At 60.6% G+C, this 19,157-nt stretch carries 15 protein-coding genes, 2 pseudogenes and 1 riboswitch; of the genes and pseudogenes, 8 read left to right on the top strand and 9 right to left on the bottom strand.

Annotated features, from left to right (window positions below; all coding sequences use genetic code 11):
- The first annotated feature begins 1,404 nt into the window (after positions 1-1,404).
- Both AB7M32_RS02635 and AB7M32_RS02630 read left to right on the top strand, forming a co-directional pair.
- Positions 1,405-1,956 carry a cytochrome b gene (locus AB7M32_RS02635; protein WP_072405882.1) on the top strand — a complete coding sequence of 184 codons (552 nt, stop codon included), beginning with the start codon at positions 1,405-1,407 and terminating at the stop codon, positions 1,954-1,956.
- Positions 1,957-1,988: 32 nt separating this feature from the next.
- Positions 1,989-2,585: a YceI family protein gene (locus tag AB7M32_RS02630; RefSeq protein WP_072405881.1), complete on the top strand. Its 597-nt coding sequence runs from the start codon at positions 1,989-1,991 to the stop codon at positions 2,583-2,585.
- Positions 2,586-2,787: 202 nt separating this feature from the next.
- Here AB7M32_RS02630 and AB7M32_RS02625 read toward each other — a convergent pair whose 3' ends face one another.
- The 5 genes and pseudogenes from AB7M32_RS02625 to ahcY form a co-directional block, all read right to left on the bottom strand.
- Complete coding sequence (locus tag AB7M32_RS02625; RefSeq protein ID WP_072405880.1) at positions 2,788-4,656, bottom strand: DEAD/DEAH box helicase; 1,869 nt, start codon at positions 4,654-4,656, stop codon at positions 2,788-2,790.
- A gap of 234 nt (positions 4,657-4,890) precedes the next feature.
- Positions 4,891-5,698 (bottom strand): annotated as a pseudogene (locus AB7M32_RS02620) (substrate-binding periplasmic protein); the annotation flags it as partial.
- A gap of 124 nt (positions 5,699-5,822) precedes the next feature.
- The gene (locus AB7M32_RS02615) at positions 5,823-6,905 is read right to left on the bottom strand and encodes a hypothetical protein (protein WP_454249005.1); all 1,083 of its coding nucleotides are present in this window, start codon (positions 6,903-6,905) and stop codon (positions 5,823-5,825) included.
- An 83-nt stretch (positions 6,906-6,988) separates the two neighbouring features.
- Complete coding sequence (metF, locus tag AB7M32_RS02610) at positions 6,989-7,834, bottom strand: methylenetetrahydrofolate reductase [NAD(P)H] (protein ID WP_454249004.1); 846 nt, start codon at positions 7,832-7,834, stop codon at positions 6,989-6,991.
- Between the two features lie 165 nt (positions 7,835-7,999).
- Positions 8,000-9,409, bottom strand: a complete 1,410-nt coding sequence (ahcY, locus tag AB7M32_RS02605; RefSeq protein WP_454249003.1) for an adenosylhomocysteinase — start codon at positions 9,407-9,409, stop codon at positions 8,000-8,002.
- Between the two features lie 23 nt (positions 9,410-9,432).
- Positions 9,433-9,539: riboswitch (S-adenosyl-L-homocysteine riboswitch) on the bottom strand.
- A gap of 191 nt (positions 9,540-9,730) precedes the next feature.
- On the opposite strand from ahcY, the gene AB7M32_RS02600 reads away from it, so the two are divergent.
- Positions 9,731-10,132 carry an acyl-CoA thioesterase gene (locus AB7M32_RS02600; protein WP_072346269.1) on the top strand — a complete coding sequence of 134 codons (402 nt, stop codon included), beginning with the start codon at positions 9,731-9,733 and terminating at the stop codon, positions 10,130-10,132.
- 252 nt (positions 10,133-10,384) lie between these two features.
- The gene (locus tag AB7M32_RS02595; protein ID WP_072405875.1) at positions 10,385-11,266 is read left to right on the top strand and encodes a formate/nitrite transporter family protein; all 882 of its coding nucleotides are present in this window, start codon (positions 10,385-10,387) and stop codon (positions 11,264-11,266) included.
- Between the two features lie 45 nt (positions 11,267-11,311).
- Here the strand turns inward: AB7M32_RS02595 and AB7M32_RS02590 are convergent, their stop codons facing one another.
- Complete coding sequence (locus AB7M32_RS02590; protein WP_454249002.1) at positions 11,312-12,472, bottom strand: MFS transporter; 1,161 nt, start codon at positions 12,470-12,472, stop codon at positions 11,312-11,314.
- A gap of 301 nt (positions 12,473-12,773) precedes the next feature.
- Here AB7M32_RS02590 and AB7M32_RS02585 point away from each other — a divergent pair, with 301 nt between their 5' ends.
- Both AB7M32_RS02585 and AB7M32_RS02580 read left to right on the top strand, forming a co-directional pair.
- A complete protein-coding gene (locus tag AB7M32_RS02585; protein ID WP_158455214.1) occupies positions 12,774-13,607 on the top strand; it encodes an EamA family transporter in 834 nt (277 codons plus the stop codon).
- A 49-nt stretch (positions 13,608-13,656) separates the two neighbouring features.
- The gene (locus AB7M32_RS02580; protein WP_072405872.1) at positions 13,657-14,040 is read left to right on the top strand and encodes an MAPEG family protein; all 384 of its coding nucleotides are present in this window, start codon (positions 13,657-13,659) and stop codon (positions 14,038-14,040) included.
- Between the two features lie 154 nt (positions 14,041-14,194).
- On the opposite strand, the gene mltA is transcribed toward AB7M32_RS02580, so the two are convergent.
- Positions 14,195-15,382, bottom strand: coding sequence for a murein transglycosylase A (gene mltA / locus AB7M32_RS02575; protein ID WP_454249001.1), 1,188 nt, complete (start codon positions 15,380-15,382; stop codon positions 14,195-14,197).
- A 125-nt stretch (positions 15,383-15,507) separates the two neighbouring features.
- Here mltA and AB7M32_RS02570 point away from each other — a divergent pair, with 125 nt between their 5' ends.
- The gene (locus AB7M32_RS02570; protein ID WP_454249000.1) at positions 15,508-15,957 is read left to right on the top strand and encodes a c-type cytochrome; all 450 of its coding nucleotides are present in this window, start codon (positions 15,508-15,510) and stop codon (positions 15,955-15,957) included.
- Between the two features lie 45 nt (positions 15,958-16,002).
- Here AB7M32_RS02570 and AB7M32_RS02565 read toward each other — a convergent pair whose 3' ends face one another.
- Positions 16,003-16,398, bottom strand: coding sequence for a DUF1090 domain-containing protein (locus AB7M32_RS02565; RefSeq protein WP_060740242.1), 396 nt, complete (start codon positions 16,396-16,398; stop codon positions 16,003-16,005).
- 89 nt (positions 16,399-16,487) lie between these two features.
- Positions 16,488-18,163: pseudogene (ligB, locus tag AB7M32_RS02560) on the bottom strand (NAD-dependent DNA ligase LigB).
- A gap of 206 nt (positions 18,164-18,369) precedes the next feature.
- Between ligB and AB7M32_RS02555 the strand changes: the two are divergent.
- A complete protein-coding gene (locus AB7M32_RS02555; RefSeq protein ID WP_454252090.1) occupies positions 18,370-18,990 on the top strand; it encodes a LysE family translocator in 621 nt (206 codons plus the stop codon).
- Positions 18,991-19,157 lie beyond the last annotated feature (167 nt).

Here is a 19,157-nt window from a genome sequence, read left to right as displayed (position 1 = left end):
GCCACAGCTCCATTATTTTTCTCAAATGAACCACATGGGCCCAAGGGCCGCATTTTTTATCCCGCATCGAGCGTATCGGCGCCGCTTGATAAGCGTGACGTCCTACACGCCTCGGCGATATATCGGAAACTTCCCACCCTTTAACCGGAAGCAGGCGATAGCGCTTACCAAACCATAAGTCTAGGCTCCTCCAAAAAACAGAAGCGCGTATGAAAATACTAATGGCAGTGGTCGTATTGGCTTCGATGTAAGGATGTGTGTATGGCGAATGCCGGGATCCTTTGAAAATTCCAATGATTCCAAAAAGAGATCCGCAGTCAGCACACAAATGCTCCATCGATCCATATGAGGCTGAGTGCTCGGTAAACTAATTATTCACAATTTTCACCTCGTAAAAGCTGGAGTTAATATGAAGTTGATGGCAGCTTTAATGCTATTGGCAGTATTCGGTATCAGTGGTTGCACTGCTGATGGTCGTATGGTGCTGAAAAAGCACGATCCTCAATTAGTTTATAGATGCGACATGGATCCTTACAGGCCTGAGTGCGTCAATAAGTGACTCTAGAGAGGCGGCAGTGAAAACGACCAAGTTTTAATTTCAAAGTCCTCAAATAAAATTTTGACCCGCTTTGGCTTGGACATACGTCCCGGGACGAAGCCAAAGCGAGCCCAGCATAGCTTTCCCGTTCGCCTGTCATGGATGACCAGGTTGCCGTCATCCTGAATGACCATACAAGCGTTGTACCAAAGCGACTTGTCCCTGCTATGGCTACTTTCAGCAATCCATAAGCGTCTTCTGGATGGATCATAAAGAAAGCCACTATTAGCGATTACAAATTGCAGGGGCTCTCGCATTCTCTTTGGATACAAGGTTGCACTATAACGTTGATTGCTGTCTGCAATCCAGACGACAGTACCGCCGTCCTTGATAACCAAATTCCCATCAGCCTGCAATATCAGTCGAAACTTTCCGTTTGGGGACTGAAGAAACTGCCCCGGCGCCATTGTTTGATTGGGCGGAAGTAGCGGCGAGCCGTTGGCTCGAAATGGGGTGTAAGGAACAGCCGTGCTTCACCTCGTTCAATAGTTGTTGAACGCCCATTTGATCAAGAGGAGAAGCGGAAATGGCGATACATATATATTGTATGGAAAAAATAGTTGGGCGATGGTGACGATTCCGACGCCGTCTTCTGTTGGAGCGAGCCTGCTGGCGATGAGGTCCTTGCAGGCACCCAACGGCTGCCTGTACCCCTCGCCATCACCACCGTTTCCCCTTTAATCTTTCCTTAACCCACCCCCTCCAGACTGATGATCGTATTTCTCGATATTTCAAAGCGAAAATTTCCGCTTTAAATCGATAGATAACTCGCTAGTCTTGATCGCAGTTTTTACAGGATATGAGCAATGCAGCTTCGCAACTCTTCTTCTCGCTATGGCTGGGTCAGTATCGCTGTGCACTGGGGCGTTGCGCTGGTGGTGTACGGGTTGTTCGCCCTGGGTCTGTGGATGGTCGGCCTGGATTACTACAGCACCTGGCGCAAAGACGCGCCGGACCTGCACAAGAGCATTGGCCTGGTGCTGCTGGCGGTCATGTTGCTGCGGGTGGTCTGGCGGTTTGTCAGCCCGCCACCGCCGACCCTGCCAACCTATGGCCGCCTGACCCGCGTCGGCGCCAAGCTTGGCCATAGCGCACTGTATCTCGGGTTGTTTGCCGTGATGATTGCCGGTTACCTGATTTCCACCGCAGACGGTGTCGGGATACCGGTGTTTGGCCTGTTTGAAGTACCCGCGCTGGTGTCCGGACTGCCCGATCAGGCAGACGTCGCCGGTGAGATCCACTTCTACCTGGCATGGGCGCTGGTCATTTTTTCCGGCCTTCATGCGTTGGCAGCACTGAAACACCACTTTATCGACCGTGACGCGACCCTCAAGCGCATGCTGGGGCGCCAAGCCTGATGTTCAACCTCGACTCCAAAGGAATAGAAAGCATGTTGAAAAAGACGCTCGCCGCCCTGGCAATCGGTTCTGCCCTGCTGTCTGCCGGCCAGGCCATGGCTGCCGACTACGTCGTCGACAAGGAAGGCCAGCACGCCTTCGTCGACTTCAAGATCAGCCACCTGGGCTATAGCTACATCACCGGTACCTTCAAGGACATCGACGGCAAGTTCAGCTTTGACGCCGCCAAGCCTGAAGCCAGCAAGATCGAGTTCAACGTGAATACCGCCAGTGTGTTTACCAACCACGCCGAGCGCGACAAGCACATCGCCAGCGCTGACTTCCTGAACGCCAGCAAATTCGGCAAGGCCACCTTCGTTTCCACCAGCGTCAAGCCTACTGGCAAGAACGCTGATGGCAAGGAAACCGCCGATGTGACCGGTGACCTGACCCTGCTGGGCGTGACCAAGCCCGTCGTGGTCAAGGCTACCTTCCTGGGTGAAGGCAAGGACCCGTGGGGCGGCTACCGTGCTGGTTTCGAAGGCACCACCAGCATCAAGCGTTCGGACTTCGGCAAGCAGAAAGACCTGGGTCCAACCTCCGACGCGGTCGAACTGTACGTCTCGTTTGAAGGTGTCAAAGCGAAGTAACCTTCGCGCCTGACAAAAAAACGATACAGAAGAGTCTGTGGGAGCGAGCTTGCTCGCGATGACGGCAGTTCTGTCACATTGATGTTGGCTGATACACCGCTATCGCGAGCAAGCTCGCTCCCACATGGAACACATGGAATGTGTCGGGCCAAAAAAAGCCCCGGGTCGCGAGACCCGGGGCTTTTTCACGGCTTGGAAAAACTCAGCGATTGCGCGTCAGCAATGCCGGTTTCTCGCCCCGTGGACGGCTTGGCAGTTGATCCAGCTGTTCAGGTGTCGGGAAGCGGTCGGCTTTTGACTCCTTGTGCATGATCTTTGGCTGGTTGCCACGCGGGGCCTGCACGGCGGGTTCCTGGCGAGGCTGGTCGTCACGGGCCGGGCGGCGCGGGCGGGTGTCGTCGCGGCGGGCCTGACCGTCACGCGGGGCGCCGTTGCGTGGGCCGCTGCGCTTGGCCGGTGGTGTGCCGGTAGACGAGCCGTTGCTGTTGCGCGGACCGTTCTGACGACCTTGTGGCTGGCCACTGCGCGGAGCGCCTGCACCTGCGCCCTGTGCCGGGGCACCCGGACGGCGACCGCGGCCCTGTGCCGGTTTCTGCTGCGGCACGTAGTCGACGCGGTTACCGAAGTTATCGACATCGTCATCCAGGAACTCGTCCGGGGCACGATCGGCTGCGGCGCGCGGAGCCGGGCGCTGCTGCTCACGGGCTGGGGTGCCTTCGCGGGGCTTCTGCTCGCGGGCAGGGCGTTCGCCACGGCCATTGCTGTTGCTGGCCGATTTTTCCTTGCCCTTGTCCTTGCCTTTGTCTTTGCGACCGCCGCCGCCACCGCCGCCGTTCGGGCCGTCGCCGCGTGGGCCACGGGCATTGCGCGGATTACGCACATCCGGACGTTCGCGTACTTCAGGCTTCTCGGCTTCGATGGTACTGGCATCGAAGCCCATCAGGTCGCCGTCGGCAATTTTCTGCTTGGTCATGCGCTCGATGCTTTTGAGCAGCTTTTCTTCGTCCGGCGCGACCAGCGAGATCGCTTCGCCCGAACGACCGGCCCGGCCGGTACGGCCGATACGGTGAACGTAATCTTCATCCACGTTCGGCAGCTCGAAGTTGACCACGTGGGGCAACTGGTCGATGTCCAGGCCACGGGCCGCGATGTCGGTGGCCACGAGGATGCGCACTTCGCCGGCCTTGAAGTCGGCCAGGGCCTTGGTGCGGGCGTTCTGGCTCTTGTTGCCGTGGATCGCCACGGCTGGCAGGCCGTGCTTGTCCAGGTACTCGGCCAGGCGGTTGGCGCCGTGCTTGGTACGGGTGAAGACCAGGACCTGTTCCCAGGCGCCGGCGGTAATCAGGTGCGCCAACAGGGCACGCTTGTGGCTGGCCGCCAGGCGGAACACACGCTGCTCGATACGCTCGACCGTGGTGTTCGGCGGCGTGACTTCGATGCGCTCCGGGTTGTGCAGCAGCTTGCCGGCCAGGTCGGTGATGTCCTTGGAGAACGTCGCCGAAAACAGCAGGTTCTGGCGCTTGGCGGGCAGGCGGGCGAGGACTTTCTTCACGTCATGGACGAAGCCCATGTCGAGCATGCGGTCGGCTTCGTCCAGCACGAGGATTTCAACGTGGGACAAATCGACGCTGCCCTGGCCGGCCAGGTCCAGCAGGCGACCGGGGCAGGCCACCAGTACATCGACGCCACGGGACATGGCCTGGACCTGGGGGTTCATGCCGACGCCGCCAAAAATGCAGGCGCTGACGAACTTCAGGTCGCGAGCGTAGACCTTGAAGCTCTCGTGTACCTGGGCCGCCAGTTCGCGGGTGGGGGTCAGGACCAGTACGCGCGGTTGGCGCGGGCCATGACGCTGGGATTTGTCTGGGTGACCGTTGGGAAACAACCGCTCCAGGATCGGAAGGGCGAAACCACCGGTTTTACCAGTACCTGTCTGCGCCGCGACCATCAGGTCGCGACCTTGCAACACGGCGGGAATGGCCCGCTGTTGCACCGGGGTAGGCTGGGTATAGCCGGCGGCTTCGATGGCGCCGACTAAAGCCTCGGAGAGACCGAGGGAAGCAAAGGACATGAGTAATCCTGTTTTAGTGAGGGCCTGGCCCAATGGGATAGTCTTGCCGGGCGCGAATGACGTTCAACCAAAAGACGTCATCCCGTCCGGTCCTGCCGGGCCTCGAAGGCGGGTCCGGACAAGGCTCGCGCGGGCTGTAGGCTGCGCTGTAGCGGTGTCGGGATGCCTTTTGCAAGACCGGGCGTCCGGGCGTGAGCCTGGCGGGAAGGCCGGAGTATAACAGAGCAAACGCCCCGCGCCGCTTTCCTGCTGCTCAACGGTTCATTTCAGCGCTGGCCCGGCTGGGCGAGGTGGCCTTGGTCAGAGTGCCTGCGCCGTAGCGGGCGCTCAGTTCGGCATAGGCTGGTTCGCGCTTGAAACGCTTGAGTTCGGCATTGAAGCGCTGCACCAGCAAATCCATCCCGGCATTGCGCCGCACCGCCAGGTATTGGCTTTGACGGCTCACCACCACCGGGTTTTCGGTGATCTGATCGCCCAACTGCATTTGTTCGAGTACATGTCGGCCGACCCTGCGGTCGGTGATGAGCAGGTCGATCCGACCCAGTTGCAACTTGCCGAAGTTGGCTTCGTGGGTGGGCGCCGCTTCACGTTTGAACAGGGTCGACTCGCTGAAGGCCTGGCTGTACAGGTAACCGGGCGAGGTGCCAACGGTCAGGCCGCCCAGGTCGTCGAGCGTGCGAAACGGATGGGGGCGGGCGTTGGCGTAGAACATCACGAATTCCACGTCCGACAGCGGTTCGCTGGGGTAAAGCAACAGGGCATCGCGCTCATCGCTGTGGAAAATGTCCAGCGCTCCGTCCGCCAACCCTTGTTCCAGCATCGCCAGGCACCGCTTCCAGGGCAGGAACTGCCATTCCACATCAATGCCCAGGCGCTTGAACACAATGGCCGTGGTTTCGTAATCCAGGCCGAGCATCTTGCCGTTCTCTTCGTAGACATAAGGCGCCCAGGGTTCGGTGACAATGCGCAACTTTTCGGCCTGGGCGGTCACGCTCAGGCACAAGAGAAGAAGGGTGGTCAGCAGCTGGGCAATGACGGGCATGGGCCTGAGGTTACGACGAGAGCTCATCAAATAGCTAGAGCGCTCTGGCCTGTGCCCTGGTGGCCTGTTTGGTTAGTGAGTCAACTTCTGCGAATTTGAACTGACGAACTAACCACGCAGGCCACTAGTTGCCTTTTGCCTGCATCAGATGCGCATAGATGGCTTCGCGGCGTTCACCCAGCACGAGACGAATCAGCGGATGATCGAGCCAGCGTTTGAGTTCATGGTCCTGCAGGGATTTTTCCAGACGATGTTCGACGTTCTCCAGGGCTTTTTCCCACCAGACCGGGGCGCAGGCCTGGTCGAACTCGTTGGTATGGCGGTAGCAGCCATAGAGGATCTCGCGCATGAACTGGCGTTTATGGCTGGGCAGCCCCAGGGTGATGAACTTATAGGCCAGGCGTTGGAAGGCCGGCGGCCGAGGCAGGGTGGCGGTGACTTGGCTGGTTTCATCCAGGGCTTGGTGGCAAGTCGGTGCGGCACCGTGTTTGTCGAGCCAGGCTTTGGTCTTGGCGCGGAACAGCTGCTTGCGGCTCCAGTAGTGGTGGATCAGGTCCGGACACTCGCGCACCCGCACCGAGCGATAGGCCGCTACCGAAAGGCAGAACTCTTCCAGCGTGTAGGCACCCTTCGCCAGTGGATACAGCTCATCCATCAGGGCGATCGAGCGATCCAGGACTGACGCATCGACACAGTTGAGACCAATGACCCCGGAGTTCAACAAGGGCATGTCGTCGTCCGCCAGTTGCCGCTGGCGCAGTGTGTCGGCCAGTGTCAGGTAAAGCCCGGCGTCCTTGTTGGCGCCATACGTCAGGCCGAAGGCATTGCACAGCAACGTGCCAGGCTGGACGCGGCGAAACAGTTCGAGGGGGGAGCAATGGAAAAAAGTGTCGGTGTCGATCAGCAGCGCCACTTCGGCTTCTTCGAGCACTTTCTGCATCACCACGTGCTTGGCACGGAAGTGATACCCGTGGGGTTCGATCCAGGCCTGGCGGGTTTCATTGTCCAACGGGCGCAAACGCACCGGCAGCCCGGCGTACGGTGCGGGATTGTCGGTGAACACCTGGATATCCAAGGCTTCGTCCGGTGTCTTGCGCAGACCGGCCAACGCGCTGGCGATGCTGAACAACGCTTCCTGGTGATAGGTTTCGGCCCCGTAGACCAGATAAATGAGTTGTGGGGTCGTTAGCCTGTGACCATTGGGCATCTACTGCGATCCTCCAGATGTCTGTGTATAAAAAAAGGCCTTGGTTTTCGCCAAGGCCTCTTTGTACCACCGCATTAAGTCAATCAGCGCGGCAGCTTGAGGTTGTTCCATATCGCGAGGCTGGGCTCGGCCTGGTTAAGGGTATAGAAATGCAGCCCCGGTGCGCCGCCCTGCAACAAACGCTCACACATTTGTGTGATGACTTCCTCGCCGAAGCTTTGGATGCTTGAGGAGTCATCGCCATAGGCTTCCAGTTGTTTGCGGATCCAGCGTGGGATTTCTGCACCGCATGCGTCGGAGAAGCGCGCCAGCTTGCTGTAGTTGGTGATCGGCATGATCCCTGGCACGACAGGAATGTCGACGCCGAGCGTGCGGATACGTTCGACGAAGTAGAAATAACTGTCGGCGTTGAAGAAATACTGGGTGATGGCACTGTTGGCGCCAGCATTGGCTTTGCGTACGAAATTGCGAAGATCGTCTTCGAAGTTGCGCGCTTGCGGGTGCATTTCCGGATACGCAGCCACTTCGACGTGGAAGTGTTCGCCGGTTTCCTCACGGATGAAGCTCACCAGTTCGTTGGCGTGGCGCAGCTCACCGCTGGCCATGCCCATGCCCGACGGCAGGTCGCCACGCAGGGCAACGATGCGCTTGATGCCGGCGGCCTTGTACTGGGTCAACAGGCCGCGCAGGTCGTCCTTGCTGTCACCGACGCAGGACAAGTGAGGGGCCGCGGGAATTTTGACTTCGCTTTCGAGCTGCAACACGGTGTTCAGGGTGCGATCACGGGTCGAACCGCCGGCGCCATAGGTGCAGGAGAAGAAGTCGGGGTTGTAGCTGGCCAACTGGCGGGCAGTGGCGATCAGTTTTTCATGCCCAGCATCGGTCTTCGTCGGGAAGAACTCGAAGCTGTAGCGACGGTCTTGGGACATGGTCATATCCTTGGAAACTCGTAGGCCGGTGAGGCACTCAGGCTTATGTGGGAGCGAGCTTGCTCGCGATTGCCATCGCCTCGGTCCGGCAGTGGGCCGAGGTGTCTGCATCGCGAGCAAGCTCGCTCCCACAAAGAGCCGGCTCCCCAGGGGGAGCCGCGCCGATCAGTAGCGGTAAGCGTGCGGCTTGAACGGGCCTTCGACGGTGACGCCAATGTAGTCAGCCTGTTGCTTGGTCAACTTGGTGACCACGCCGCCGAAACCGCGGACCATTTCCAGGGCCACTTCTTCGTCGAGTTTCTTGGGCAGTACTTCCACGGTCAGGCGCTCGGCTTTCTGGGCCGGCGACAGGTCGGCGTATTTCTGGCCGAACAGGAAGATCTGGGCCAGGACCTGGTTGGCGAACGAACCGTCCATGATGCGGCTTGGGTGACCGGTGGCGTTGCCCAGGTTAACCAGACGGCCTTCGGCCAGCAGGATCAGGTAGTCGTCGTTCTGTGGGTCGAAGCTGCCGGTGCCGGTGCGGTGCACCTTGTGGACCTGTGGCTTCACTTCTTCCCATGCCCAGTTCTTGCGCATGAAAGCGGTGTCGATTTCGTTGTCGAAGTGACCGATGTTGCAGACCACGGCGCGCTTCTTCAGGGCCTTGAGCATGTTGGCATCGCAGACATTGACGTTGCCGGTGGTGGTCACGATCAGGTCGATCTTGCCCAGCAGCGCCTTGTCGATGCTGGCTTCGGTGCCGTCGTTGATCCCGTCGATGAACGGCGAAACCAGCTCGAAACCGTCCATGCAAGCCTGCATGGCGCAGATCGGGTCGACTTCGGACACCTTGACGATCATGCCTTCCTGGCGCAGGGACTGGGAAGAACCCTTGCCCACGTCACCGTAGCCGATCACCAGCGCCTGCTTGCCCGACAACAGGTGGTCGGTGCCGCGCTTGATGGCGTCGTTGAGGCTGTGACGGCAGCCGTACTTGTTGTCGTTCTTGCTCTTGGTCACCGAGTCGTTGACGTTGATGGCCGGGATTTTCAGTTCGCCCTTGGCCAGCATGTCCAACAGGCGGTGTACGCCGGTGGTGGTTTCCTCGGTCACGCCGTGGACCTTGTCCAGCACGGCTGGGTATTTCTTGTGCAGCAGCTCGGTCAGGTCGCCGCCGTCGTCGAGGATCATGTTGGTGTCCCATGGCTGGCCATCCTTGAGGATGGTCTGCTCCAGGCACCATTCGTACTCCTGCTCGGTCTCGCCTTTCCAGGCGAATACCGGGATACCGGCGGCGGCAATGGCGGCAGCGGCCTGGTCCTGGGTCGAGAAGATGTTGCAGGACGACCAGCGCACTTCGGCACCCAGGGCAACCAGGGTTTCGATCAGCACGGCGGTCTGAATGGTCATGTGGATGCAGCCGAGGATTTTTGCGCCCTTCAATGGCTGTTCGCCAGAGTACTTGCGACGCAGACCCATCAGGGCTGGCATTTCGGATTCGGCGATGATGATTTCGCGACGACCCCAGGCAGCCAGGGACATGTCGGCGACTTTGTAATCGGTAAAAGCTGCAGGCGTGATAACAGCGCTCATGAAGAGCCTCCATTCGTAATGTATGCGAATGGGCGCCGTTGTGCGTTTAGTGTTCGTGCGGGCAGGCCCGTACAAACAACGCCCCATCCGAGCCTGACAGGTCGAGCCTGCTGCAGCGCCCCTCGGACAGGTGGCGGGAACGATCCAGCGTGTGGACCGGGTAAAGCGGGGGCGATTATAACGGGCTAATCGGATCTTCCAAAAGGGTTTCTGTCGGCAAATCGAAATTGCCGATGACCGTCATAGGGGCCGCGACGTAGAGCCGGGCAGCCTGGTCTGCCATGATGCAGGCATTCATCGGCCAGACGCTCAGGAGTGAACATGAATTTCCACACCCGCAAATGGGTCAAGCCCGAAGACCTCAACCCCAACGGCACGCTGTTCGGCGGCAGCCTGTTGCGCTGGATCGACGAGGAGGCGGCGATCTACGCCATTGTCCAGCTGGGCAACCAGCGCGTGGTCACCAAGTACATCTCGGAAATCAATTTCGTCAGCGCTTCGCGCCAGGGCGACATCATCGAGCTGGGCATCACCGCCACCGAGTTTGGCCGCACCTCCATCACCCTGACCTGCGAGGTGCGCAACAAAATCACCCGCAAGAGCATCCTGACCGTGGAGAAAATGGTCTTCGTCAACCTCGGCGAAGACGGCCTGCCCGCGCCCCATGGCCGGACCGAGATCAAGTACGTCAAGGATCAGTTCAAGGATGATGTCGTCGAGTGAGATCGGCGCGCTGTCATCGCGAGCAAGCTCGCTCCCACAAGGGGGCTGCGGTGAGGTCAGATTCAGGTTTGCCGTCAACTCCCCTGTGGGAGCGAGCTTGCTCGCGATGACGATTGCACATTCAACACCGATGCAAACCGACCCACCGCTACCGCGAGCAAGCTCGTTCCCGCATCTTGTGTTTGGGGTGTCACTGAACAGCTCTGAGCGCCGCGTGTCGTAGGTATATCACGCCACGGGTTCAGGAGTTGCATGGACACTCATAAAGACGGCAAGACCCCAGACCTTTCGGCTCAGGAGCAGCACGAAGTCGACCGTAACCAGCCGCCGCGGGCGGCCGTGTTACATGAAATCATCCGCACCCAGGGCAATCTGGAGCTGGAGCGCAGTATCGCCGCGCTCTGGTGGTCGGCCCTGGCGGCGGGGCTGACCATGGGGTTGTCGCTGATGGCGATGGGTTTGCTCAACTCTCGGCTGCCGGATCACGAGGGCTTCAAGGTGATCGCCAGTTTCGGTTACTGCGCCGGCTTTCTCGCGGTGATTCTGGCCCGCCAGCAACTGTTCACCGAAAACACCCTGACCGCCGTGCTACCGATCATGAGCAAACCCACGCTGGGCAACTTCGGTCGGTTGTTGCGGCTTTGGGGGGTGGTACTGGTGGGCAACCTGTGCGGCACTTTGCTGGTGGCCTACGTGATGCTGCATCTGCCCATTTTCGACCCGCGCACCGACCAGGCCTTCCTGGAAATCGGCCGCAAGGTCATGGAGAACGACACCGGCCAGATGTTCGCCAAAGGCATCATTTCCGGCTGGATGATCGCCACCATGGTCTGGATGATTCCCTCCATGGAAAGCGCCAAGATGTGGATCATCATTCTCATCACCTATCTGATGGCGCTCGGGGACTTCACTCACATTGTCGTCGGCTCGGCCGAAGTGTCGTATCTGGTCTTTGCCGGGCAGTTGTCGTGGGAGGACTTCTGGATGGTGTTCGCTGGGCCGACGTTGGCGGGCAATATTGTTGGCGGGAGCTTTATCTTTGCCTTGATCAGTCATGCGCAGATTCGCAGCGAAGTAGGCCTGCCCAAGGATAATTCTGCCAAAGCGGCAAGGCAGCGCATCGACGCGGAGTAGATGGGAGCCTGAGCGCAGGTGCTCAGGCGATGACTGAAAGCGGTCTTAAACAGCGACTGCCGCCAAGCGCCGTTGTCGGTAGATATAGAACAACGCTGTCAACGTCGTCAGGCCGCCGACAGCTGCCCCGGTCCATGGTAAGTCCGCCAAGTCAGCCCCACTGGCCACCACCAACCCACCCATCCAAGCACCAGCCGCGTTGCCGAGGTTGAAGGCGCTCTGGTTCAGGGTCGAGCCAAGGTTCGGCGCTTCATGGGCCTGATCGATGATCAGCAGTTGCAGGATCGGGCACAGGGCAAAGGCGAAAATACCCCACAACACCAGGGTGATCGCCGCCGGAATCACCGACCGGCTGGTCTGGCTGAACGCGGCCAATACCAGCACCACGGCCAGGGCCATGCCCACCAGCGAGGGCAGCAGGCGCCGGTCGGCCAGGCGTCCGCCGAGGAAGCTGCCCGCCGTAAGGCCGACGCCGAACAACAGCAGCATGACGGTGATGCCGTGGGGGCTGACGCCGGTGATGTCTTGCAGGATGGGTGCGATGTAGGTGAACACGCTGAACAGGCTGGTGGAGGCCAGTACGCTCATGCCCAGGGCGAGCAACACGTTGACCTTGCCCAGGACCTTGAACTCGCTGGCCAGGTTGGCTTTGTCCATGGGAATGTCCTTGGGCAGCCAGATCCATTGGGCAATGGCCGCGATCACGCCGATGATCGAGACCGCCCAGAAGGTCGAACGCCAGCCGGCGTATTGACCCAGGGCCGTGCCCAACGGGACACCCAGCACGTTGGCCAGGGTCAGGCCGGTGAACATCATGGCAATCGCCTGGGCCCGTTTATTCGGCGCCACCAGCCCGGCGGCCACCACCGAACCAATGCCAAAGAATGCTCCGTGGCACAGCGCAGTAATGACCCGGGCAGCCATCAGCGTGGTGTAGTTCGGCGCCAGGGCACAGAGCACATTGCCGAGGATGAACATCAGCGTCATGCCCAGCAGCGTCGCCTTGCGCGGCATGTTGGCGGTGCCGATGGCCAGGATCGGCGCGCCAAACACCACGCCCAGGGCGTAGCCGGTGATCAGCAGCCCGGCTTGGGGAATGCTCACGGCCAGGTCCCGGGCGACATCGGGCAGCAGCCCCATGATGACGAATTCAGTCGTGCCGATGCCAAAAGCGGCAACGGCCAAAGCAAGCAAGGCGAGTGGCATGCGCAGGGTCTCTGTCTGTAGTCTTGACGCCCGGATCAGGCATACGCATGCCGGCGCCCTATTCGAGTGAACGGGACAACCGCGAGATTATTGGAATTAGGGGTATGCGCAACTGAGTGCGGCGTGATCGGCTTGAAGTATAAACGATAGCGAATCAATTCATGAGCCCGCTGATCGTAGGAGCTGTCGAGTACAACGAGGCTGCGATCTTTCCACTGACAATTGCGTCTGGCGTGAAAGATCAAAAGATCGCAGCCTTCGGTAGCTCCTACGGGCGGAGGGACAAGACAAGGAGCGTGCCGTGCTTGCGACGGCCTTGGTGTTGGTAGCGGCGCTGTTGCATGCGGCGTGGAATACGCTGATCAAATTCAGTGGCGAGCGTTTGCTGGTGGTGGCGTGCATGGACAGCGTCGCCCTGCTGTTCGTCGCGTTGGCCCTGGGTTTCGTGGCATTGCCGCCGTTGGAGATCTGGCCGTGGATCCTGGCCTCGGCGGCGTTCGAGCTGTTGTACCGTTATTTGCTGATCCAGGCTTATCGGGTTGGTGACCTGGGGTTGGTCTATCCACTGATGCGCGGCCTGTCGCCGCTGGTGGTGTTGGCCCTGACGTTTATTTTCGCTGGCGAAGCGCTGACGACCCAGCAGGTCATCGGTATTTTGCTGATCCCGTTCGGCATGCTTTGCCTGTTGTGGCAGGGCGGTGGCGGCGACCGGCTGCCCTGGTCGATGCTGCCGGTGGTGGCGTTGATCGGCCTGTGCATCGGTTGCTACACCTTTATCGACGGCCACGCCCTGCGGCGTTGGTCCCATCCGCTGGATTACCTGGTCTGGGTCACGCTGCTCAGTGCCTGGCCCTTCCCCTTGCTGGCGTTGGTGAGCAAGCGGGCGGCGTTCATGCGGTTCTGGCACGAACAGTGGCGGCTGGGGTTGGCGGTCGGATTCTGCGTATTGTTCAGCTACGCTCTGGTGCTATGGGCCATGCAACTGGGTTCGATCGCCGAAGCGGCGGCGCTGCGGGAGATCAGCGTGATCCTGGTGGTGCTGTTCGGCATGCGCTACCTGAAAGAACCTTTTGGCCGGCCGCGGCTCTTAGCCTGCGCACTGGTGCTGATCGGCATGCTGGTGATGAAAGCCTGACCGGCGCTTGGCGCTCGATTCTCTATAAAACTCAAAAAGGAAGTGCGGTATGACGGTTGCCCTGTGGTGTGTGTTGATTGCTTTTCTCCTGCCTTACCTGTGTATCGGGATCGCCAAGGCCGGTGGGAAATACCGGTTGCAGGATAATCACGATCCCCGGGACTTTCTCGATTCACTCGAAGGCGCTCCCCGGCGTGCCTACGCAGCGCAACTGAACAGCTTTGAAATCAGCCCGTTTTTCGCCGCCGCCGTGATCGTCGCGCACCTGGCCGGCAACGCCGAACTGGTCACCATCAACGTGCTGGCGGTGCTGTTCATCACCAGCCGTCTGCTCTACATCATTTGCTATCTGGCGGACTGGGCGATTCTGCGTTCGCTGGTATGGTTCGTGGGGGTGGGGCTGGTCTTGAGTTTCTTCTTTGTTTCGATTTGAGCCTGGCGGCTGAATCGTCGGCGTCTGTACAGGCCCTATCGCGAGCAAGCTCGCTCCCACATTGGATCTAGCTGCACACAAGATATGTGTCCACTGGAGATCAACTGAGGGAGCGAGCTTGCTCGCGATGGGGCCGGGACAATCAACACATCTCTCAAGGATTGGCGGTCACCGCATTCGCCACTTGCGGCACTTGCGGCAATGCCATGCCCTTGGGCCAGAGCATCCAGATCTGTCCCTGTTGCTTCATGTCCCCGGCCAACTGCCCTGCGGCCTCGCCCGTGCCCCAGAACAGGTCCGCCCGCACTTCGCCGGTAATCGCACCGCCAGTGTCCTGGGCGGCGACGGGGCGGTTCAAGGCGCTGCCGTCGGGGCGAGTGGTGGATAACCACAACAGGCTGCCCAGCGGAATCACCTTGCGGTCCACCGCCACGCTGTAGCCGGCGGTCAGCGGTACATTCAGCGAACCTCGCGGGCCTTCGTTGCTGTCGGGGTTGCGGTTGAAGAACACGTAGCTGGGATTGCTGCCGAGCAATTCGGGTATGCGGTTCGGGTTGGCCTTGGCCCAGGCACTGATGGTGCCCATGGTCACGTCTTCTTTCTTGAGTTCGCCTTGTTCGACCAGCCAGCGTCCGATGGGGCGGTAAGGATGGCCGTTCTGGTCGGCATAACCGATGCGCAGTTGGCGGCCATCAGCCAATTGAATACGTCCCGAACCCTGGATTTGCAGGAATTGCAGGTTCATGGGGTCGGTCAGCCAGGCAATGACCGGCGCCTTCACGCCATTGGTTTCGATGGTGGCCGCGTCGTCGTACGGTTTGAGCACCCGGCCTTCGAGGCGGCCGCGCAGGCGTTTGCCCTTGAGCTCAGGGTAGAGGCTGTCCAGCGACACGATGATCATGTCCTCCGGTACACCGTAGACCGGGACATTCGCCGTGGTGGTCTGGGTGAGGCTGCCGGGATAGACCGGCTCGTAATAGCCGGTAATCAGGCCGTTGGGGCTGTTTACCCCCGAGCGCAGGCCATAGACATCCAGGTTCTGTTTCAGGAAGTTGCGTACGTCCTGTGGGGTTTGCGGCACATTGGCCGCTGCCGCACAGGTCGGGCCCCAGGTCGCATCGGCCTTGAGCCGGGTGCACGCGCTGCGCCAGGAACCGAAACCGGCCAGCAGGTCTGTATCGGACACCGCCGGCAGCGCCTCCCAGGGGGCGCTGACATAGGTGGCGAGGGCGTGGGTCTGGGGTTCTTCGATCTTTTCGCCGCGATTGCAATCGGCCAACAGTGCCATCAGCGGTAGGGTCAATGCCAGGCCTTTGTGCCAGGGCTTGATGCGGCTGTTCATGAAGATTTCCTTTGCAGCCATTCGGGCGCTGTCAGGCGCTCGAACAACCCGTATTGTTGATAGGGCCATTGGTCTTTACCGATGACCCGAGGATACTAACCGCCGTTTCCTGCCCCGAGGCCAAGATGTTTGTAAAACGATTTTCCATGGCCGTGCTGGTCTGCCTGATGTTGTCCGCTTGTGGCGGCGTCGATCCCAATTCTCCCCTGGGCCAGCGCAAGACGATTTTCAAGCAGATGCTCAAGACCAATGAAGAGCTGGGTGGCATGTTGCGCGGCCGAGTCCCGTTTGACGGCGCGCGTTTCGCCGAGGGCGCGGCGCAACTGGACCAATTGTCCCATGAGCCGTGGAAGCACTTCCCCCAAGTACGCGAGCAAGATCACACCAGCGCCCGGGATGACGTCTGGCAAAAACAGGCGCGCTTCCAGGAACTGGCCCGCAACCTTGAAGCGGCCACCGGTGAGTTGGTGATCGCCAGCAAAGTCCAACCGTACAGGGCCAGTTACCTGGGGCCGGCGGTGCAGAAGGTCGAAGATGCGTGCAGTGCCTGTCATAAAGAGTTTCGGGATTATTGACTTGCCTTGAAAGATCGCTGGCGAAGCCTGCGATCTTTTCAACGTTCACTTATCCAACTCATCCACCGCTTCCTGCAATTCCTTGCGGGAGGTTGCCAGCTTGTCCTTGCGTTTGTTGATCCGTTCGGCATCGCCTTTCTTCATGGCCTTTTCCAGGTCGGCCTGACGCCGGCTGACCTCGTGCTTGGCATCGAGCACCTTGTTTTCACGTTCCTTGCGCAAGGACGCATCGGTGCAATGGGTGGTGACTTCACTCAATGCGGTTTCCAGGCCTGCCTGCTGGTCCTGGTTGCCACGGGACTTGGCCAGTTCGATCTGGTTGATGATGCCCTGGCGCTTGGCCGCGCAGCCGGTGAGTTCCGGGGTTTGCTCGTCCGCCAGCAAAGGGGCGGCCATGGCGCTGCATAAGACCAGCAGGGCAACGGGGGACAGGAAATTCATAGCAACTCCGTAAAAAATCGCGAGCGGTCGGTACAGATGCGCTGTTGGAACGCATGTTCGCCCCTGGGGTTCAACCGCACGGGGGCGGATTAAAAACCGTCGACCCCGGCGGAGCGTAATACGTCACTCAAGGCCAGCACCTGCGGGTCGCGAAAAAAGGCGCTCAATTGCGCGGCGCGTCCCGGTCCGATGCCGACTTCGGCTTGCCATTGTTCAGTGCTGCGCTCGGCCAGCGCCTGCCACGGCCCTTCCAGCCGAGCCTCACCGATGGGTGGCAGGCCCAAGGCCTTGAGCCATTGCCCGAAAGGGCGTTGCCGGGCGCTGTCGAAGCTGGCGAGCAAGCGGGCGCTGCTGCGCTCGCCGAAGCCGTCAATGTTAGCAAGCTCGGCGGCATCGAGGGTCAACCAATCCAATAATCCGTGAAGCCTGCCGGCAGCCAGGAGCTTTTCCCAGGTGCCGGGGCCGACATGGGGCAGGGCGAGACCGTGTTTGCCGCTGAGCCAGTTCAGGCGTGCGAGGAATTGGCTTTCACAGCCGGGCGTCGCTTGCCAGCAACTCAAGAAGTGGTGATCGCTTGCCGCGGGGGCATTGACGTCCTGGCGCTCAAGGCTGCGCAGCACCACCTCATCGAGTCGTGGAATGGTCAGCCCGGCCAGGCTGATGGCGACCCGATCGCCGGGGCGGATGTCCATTTCCTCCCAGCGCTTGAGAGAGCTGACGCTGACCCGGCGAACCCGCCGGTCGTCCAGCAGGGTCGGTTCAAGTTCCAGCACGGGGGTGATGCGCCCGGTACGCCCGACCTTGAAGCGCACCTTGCGCACTTCGGCCAGGGCCTGGGCATACGGGTATTTCCAGGCCACGCTCCAGAACGGCGCCCTGGCCTGCCAGCGTTCGGCGGGTGGACGGCGGCTCTGGCGCAGGACGATCCCGTCGCTGGCGAAGGGCAGCGGCGTGCGATACCCCAGTGGTTGCGCCACCGCTCGGCATCCCTCAGCGTCCGGACAGGCTGGTTGTAGTCGCGGGTGTCAGCGAAACCCAGCGCGTTCAGCGCGGCCATCCGCTCGGGCAGGGTGCCGGGCCCTTCAGGCCAGTCCCAGACGAACAGGCCAATGGAGGATGCCTCCTGCGCCGTCAAATTGTTGCGCGCCATCAAACCCGCCACGGTTGCGCGGGCGTTCAGGCTGCCGCGGCTGGCTTGGACATGGGCGTCCAGGCGCCAATACAACTCGCCCTGGACGACCAGATCCGCGGGCTGGCGCAGTCGCTGCGCGATGGCGCCGATCTGGTGCGCACTCGCGGTCCAGTCATGCCCCAGGACACCATCGCCGCGGCTGATCGCTTGATGCAGGCGCCCCTTGCGGTAAACCAGGGAGACCGCCACGCCATCGACTTTCGGTTGCGCCCAGACGTCCTCTCGAGCAAGCAGCCAGGCCTCCACGGCGTCGGCGTCCTTCAGTTTTTCCAGGCCGGTATGGACGACGGGGTGACGTACCTTTCCGCCCGCTGAGCGCAGGGGATCGTCGGGTGCCGCGAGATTGAAGCAGCGGCGCCATTGGCCCAGCTGTGTACGGGATTGATCATAAAGCTCATCGGCCACCAGCGACTGGCCGAGGCGGTGGTAACGGTCATCCCAGGTGTCGATTTGTTGTTGCAGCGTGGCAATCTCCGCCCGGGCCCGTTCAGCGGGCCAGCCGGGACAGGGTGCGGCTACCGCGGGAAGGACCATGAATACGAGACAGGCGAGTGCATAGAAGAACGGTGGCATCGAAGCATCCTTGCTCGGTTGAATCTCTGAAGGCTAGTCAGCGCCCCGGTTGTTGCGAGGGGCGGAGCGTTACCGGATTTTGCGGCGCCTGGTGGCAAAGTCGCGGCGGTACAGTCCTGCGCGATTTCGCCACGCAACTGTCCCTTGAACCCCTCAATGACCGGTGCAGAATGAGCCTTCGATCCACCTTTGCCTGGAACGCCCGAATGGACCTGCCGACACTCGCTGTTTTCATTCCGGCCTGCTTTGCGCTGAACATGGCGCCGGGGCCGAACAACCTGCTCTCCATCAGTAACGCCTCGCGTTATGGCTTCGTCCGGGCGTGCAGTGGCGGCATCGGTCGGTTGCTGGCGTTTGCGATCATGATCGCCCTGGCTGCGGTGGGGCTCACCGCCGTGTTGCACACATCGGAGCTGCTGTTCCTGGGGATCAAGCTCGTCGGTGCCGGTTACCTGTTCTATCTGGCCGTGCAGTTGTGGCGGGCCCAGCCCGAAGCCGACAGCGAAGCCGGGCTCGCATCGATGACCCGGGCCGGTCTGGCGCGCCAGGAGTTCCTGGTGGCCATTGGCAATCCGAAGGCAATTTTGTTGTTCACTGCGTTTCTGCCGCAATTCGTCGACCGCACAGGTATCGTCACCCAACAATTCGCCGTGCTGGGTGGCTTGTTCCTGGCGCTGGAGTGCATCGCCATCGGGTTGTATTGCTACATGGGTATTTACGCGCGGCGGCTGTTCGCCCGGCCCAGTGGCAAACGCCTGTTCAATCGGATGTGTGCGGGACTGCTCGCCAGTGCGGCTTCGTTTTTGCTGGTGGCACGGCGGGCCTAGACTCTCTGAGGTCCCTGTTGGCAGCGGAAACATGGTCCCCTGTGGCGAGGGGATTTATCCCCGCCGGGCTGCGAAGCAGCCCCAAAATGGTCAAGCACCGTTAACCTGACACACCGAGGCAGCTGATTTGGGGCCGCTGCGCAGCCCAACGGGGATAAATCCCCTCG

It is taken from the genome of Pseudomonas sp. R151218B TE3479 (assembly GCF_053629195.1).
The sequence above is the reverse complement of the archived record's forward strand: the minus strand, read 5'-3'. Positions and strand labels throughout refer to the sequence as shown.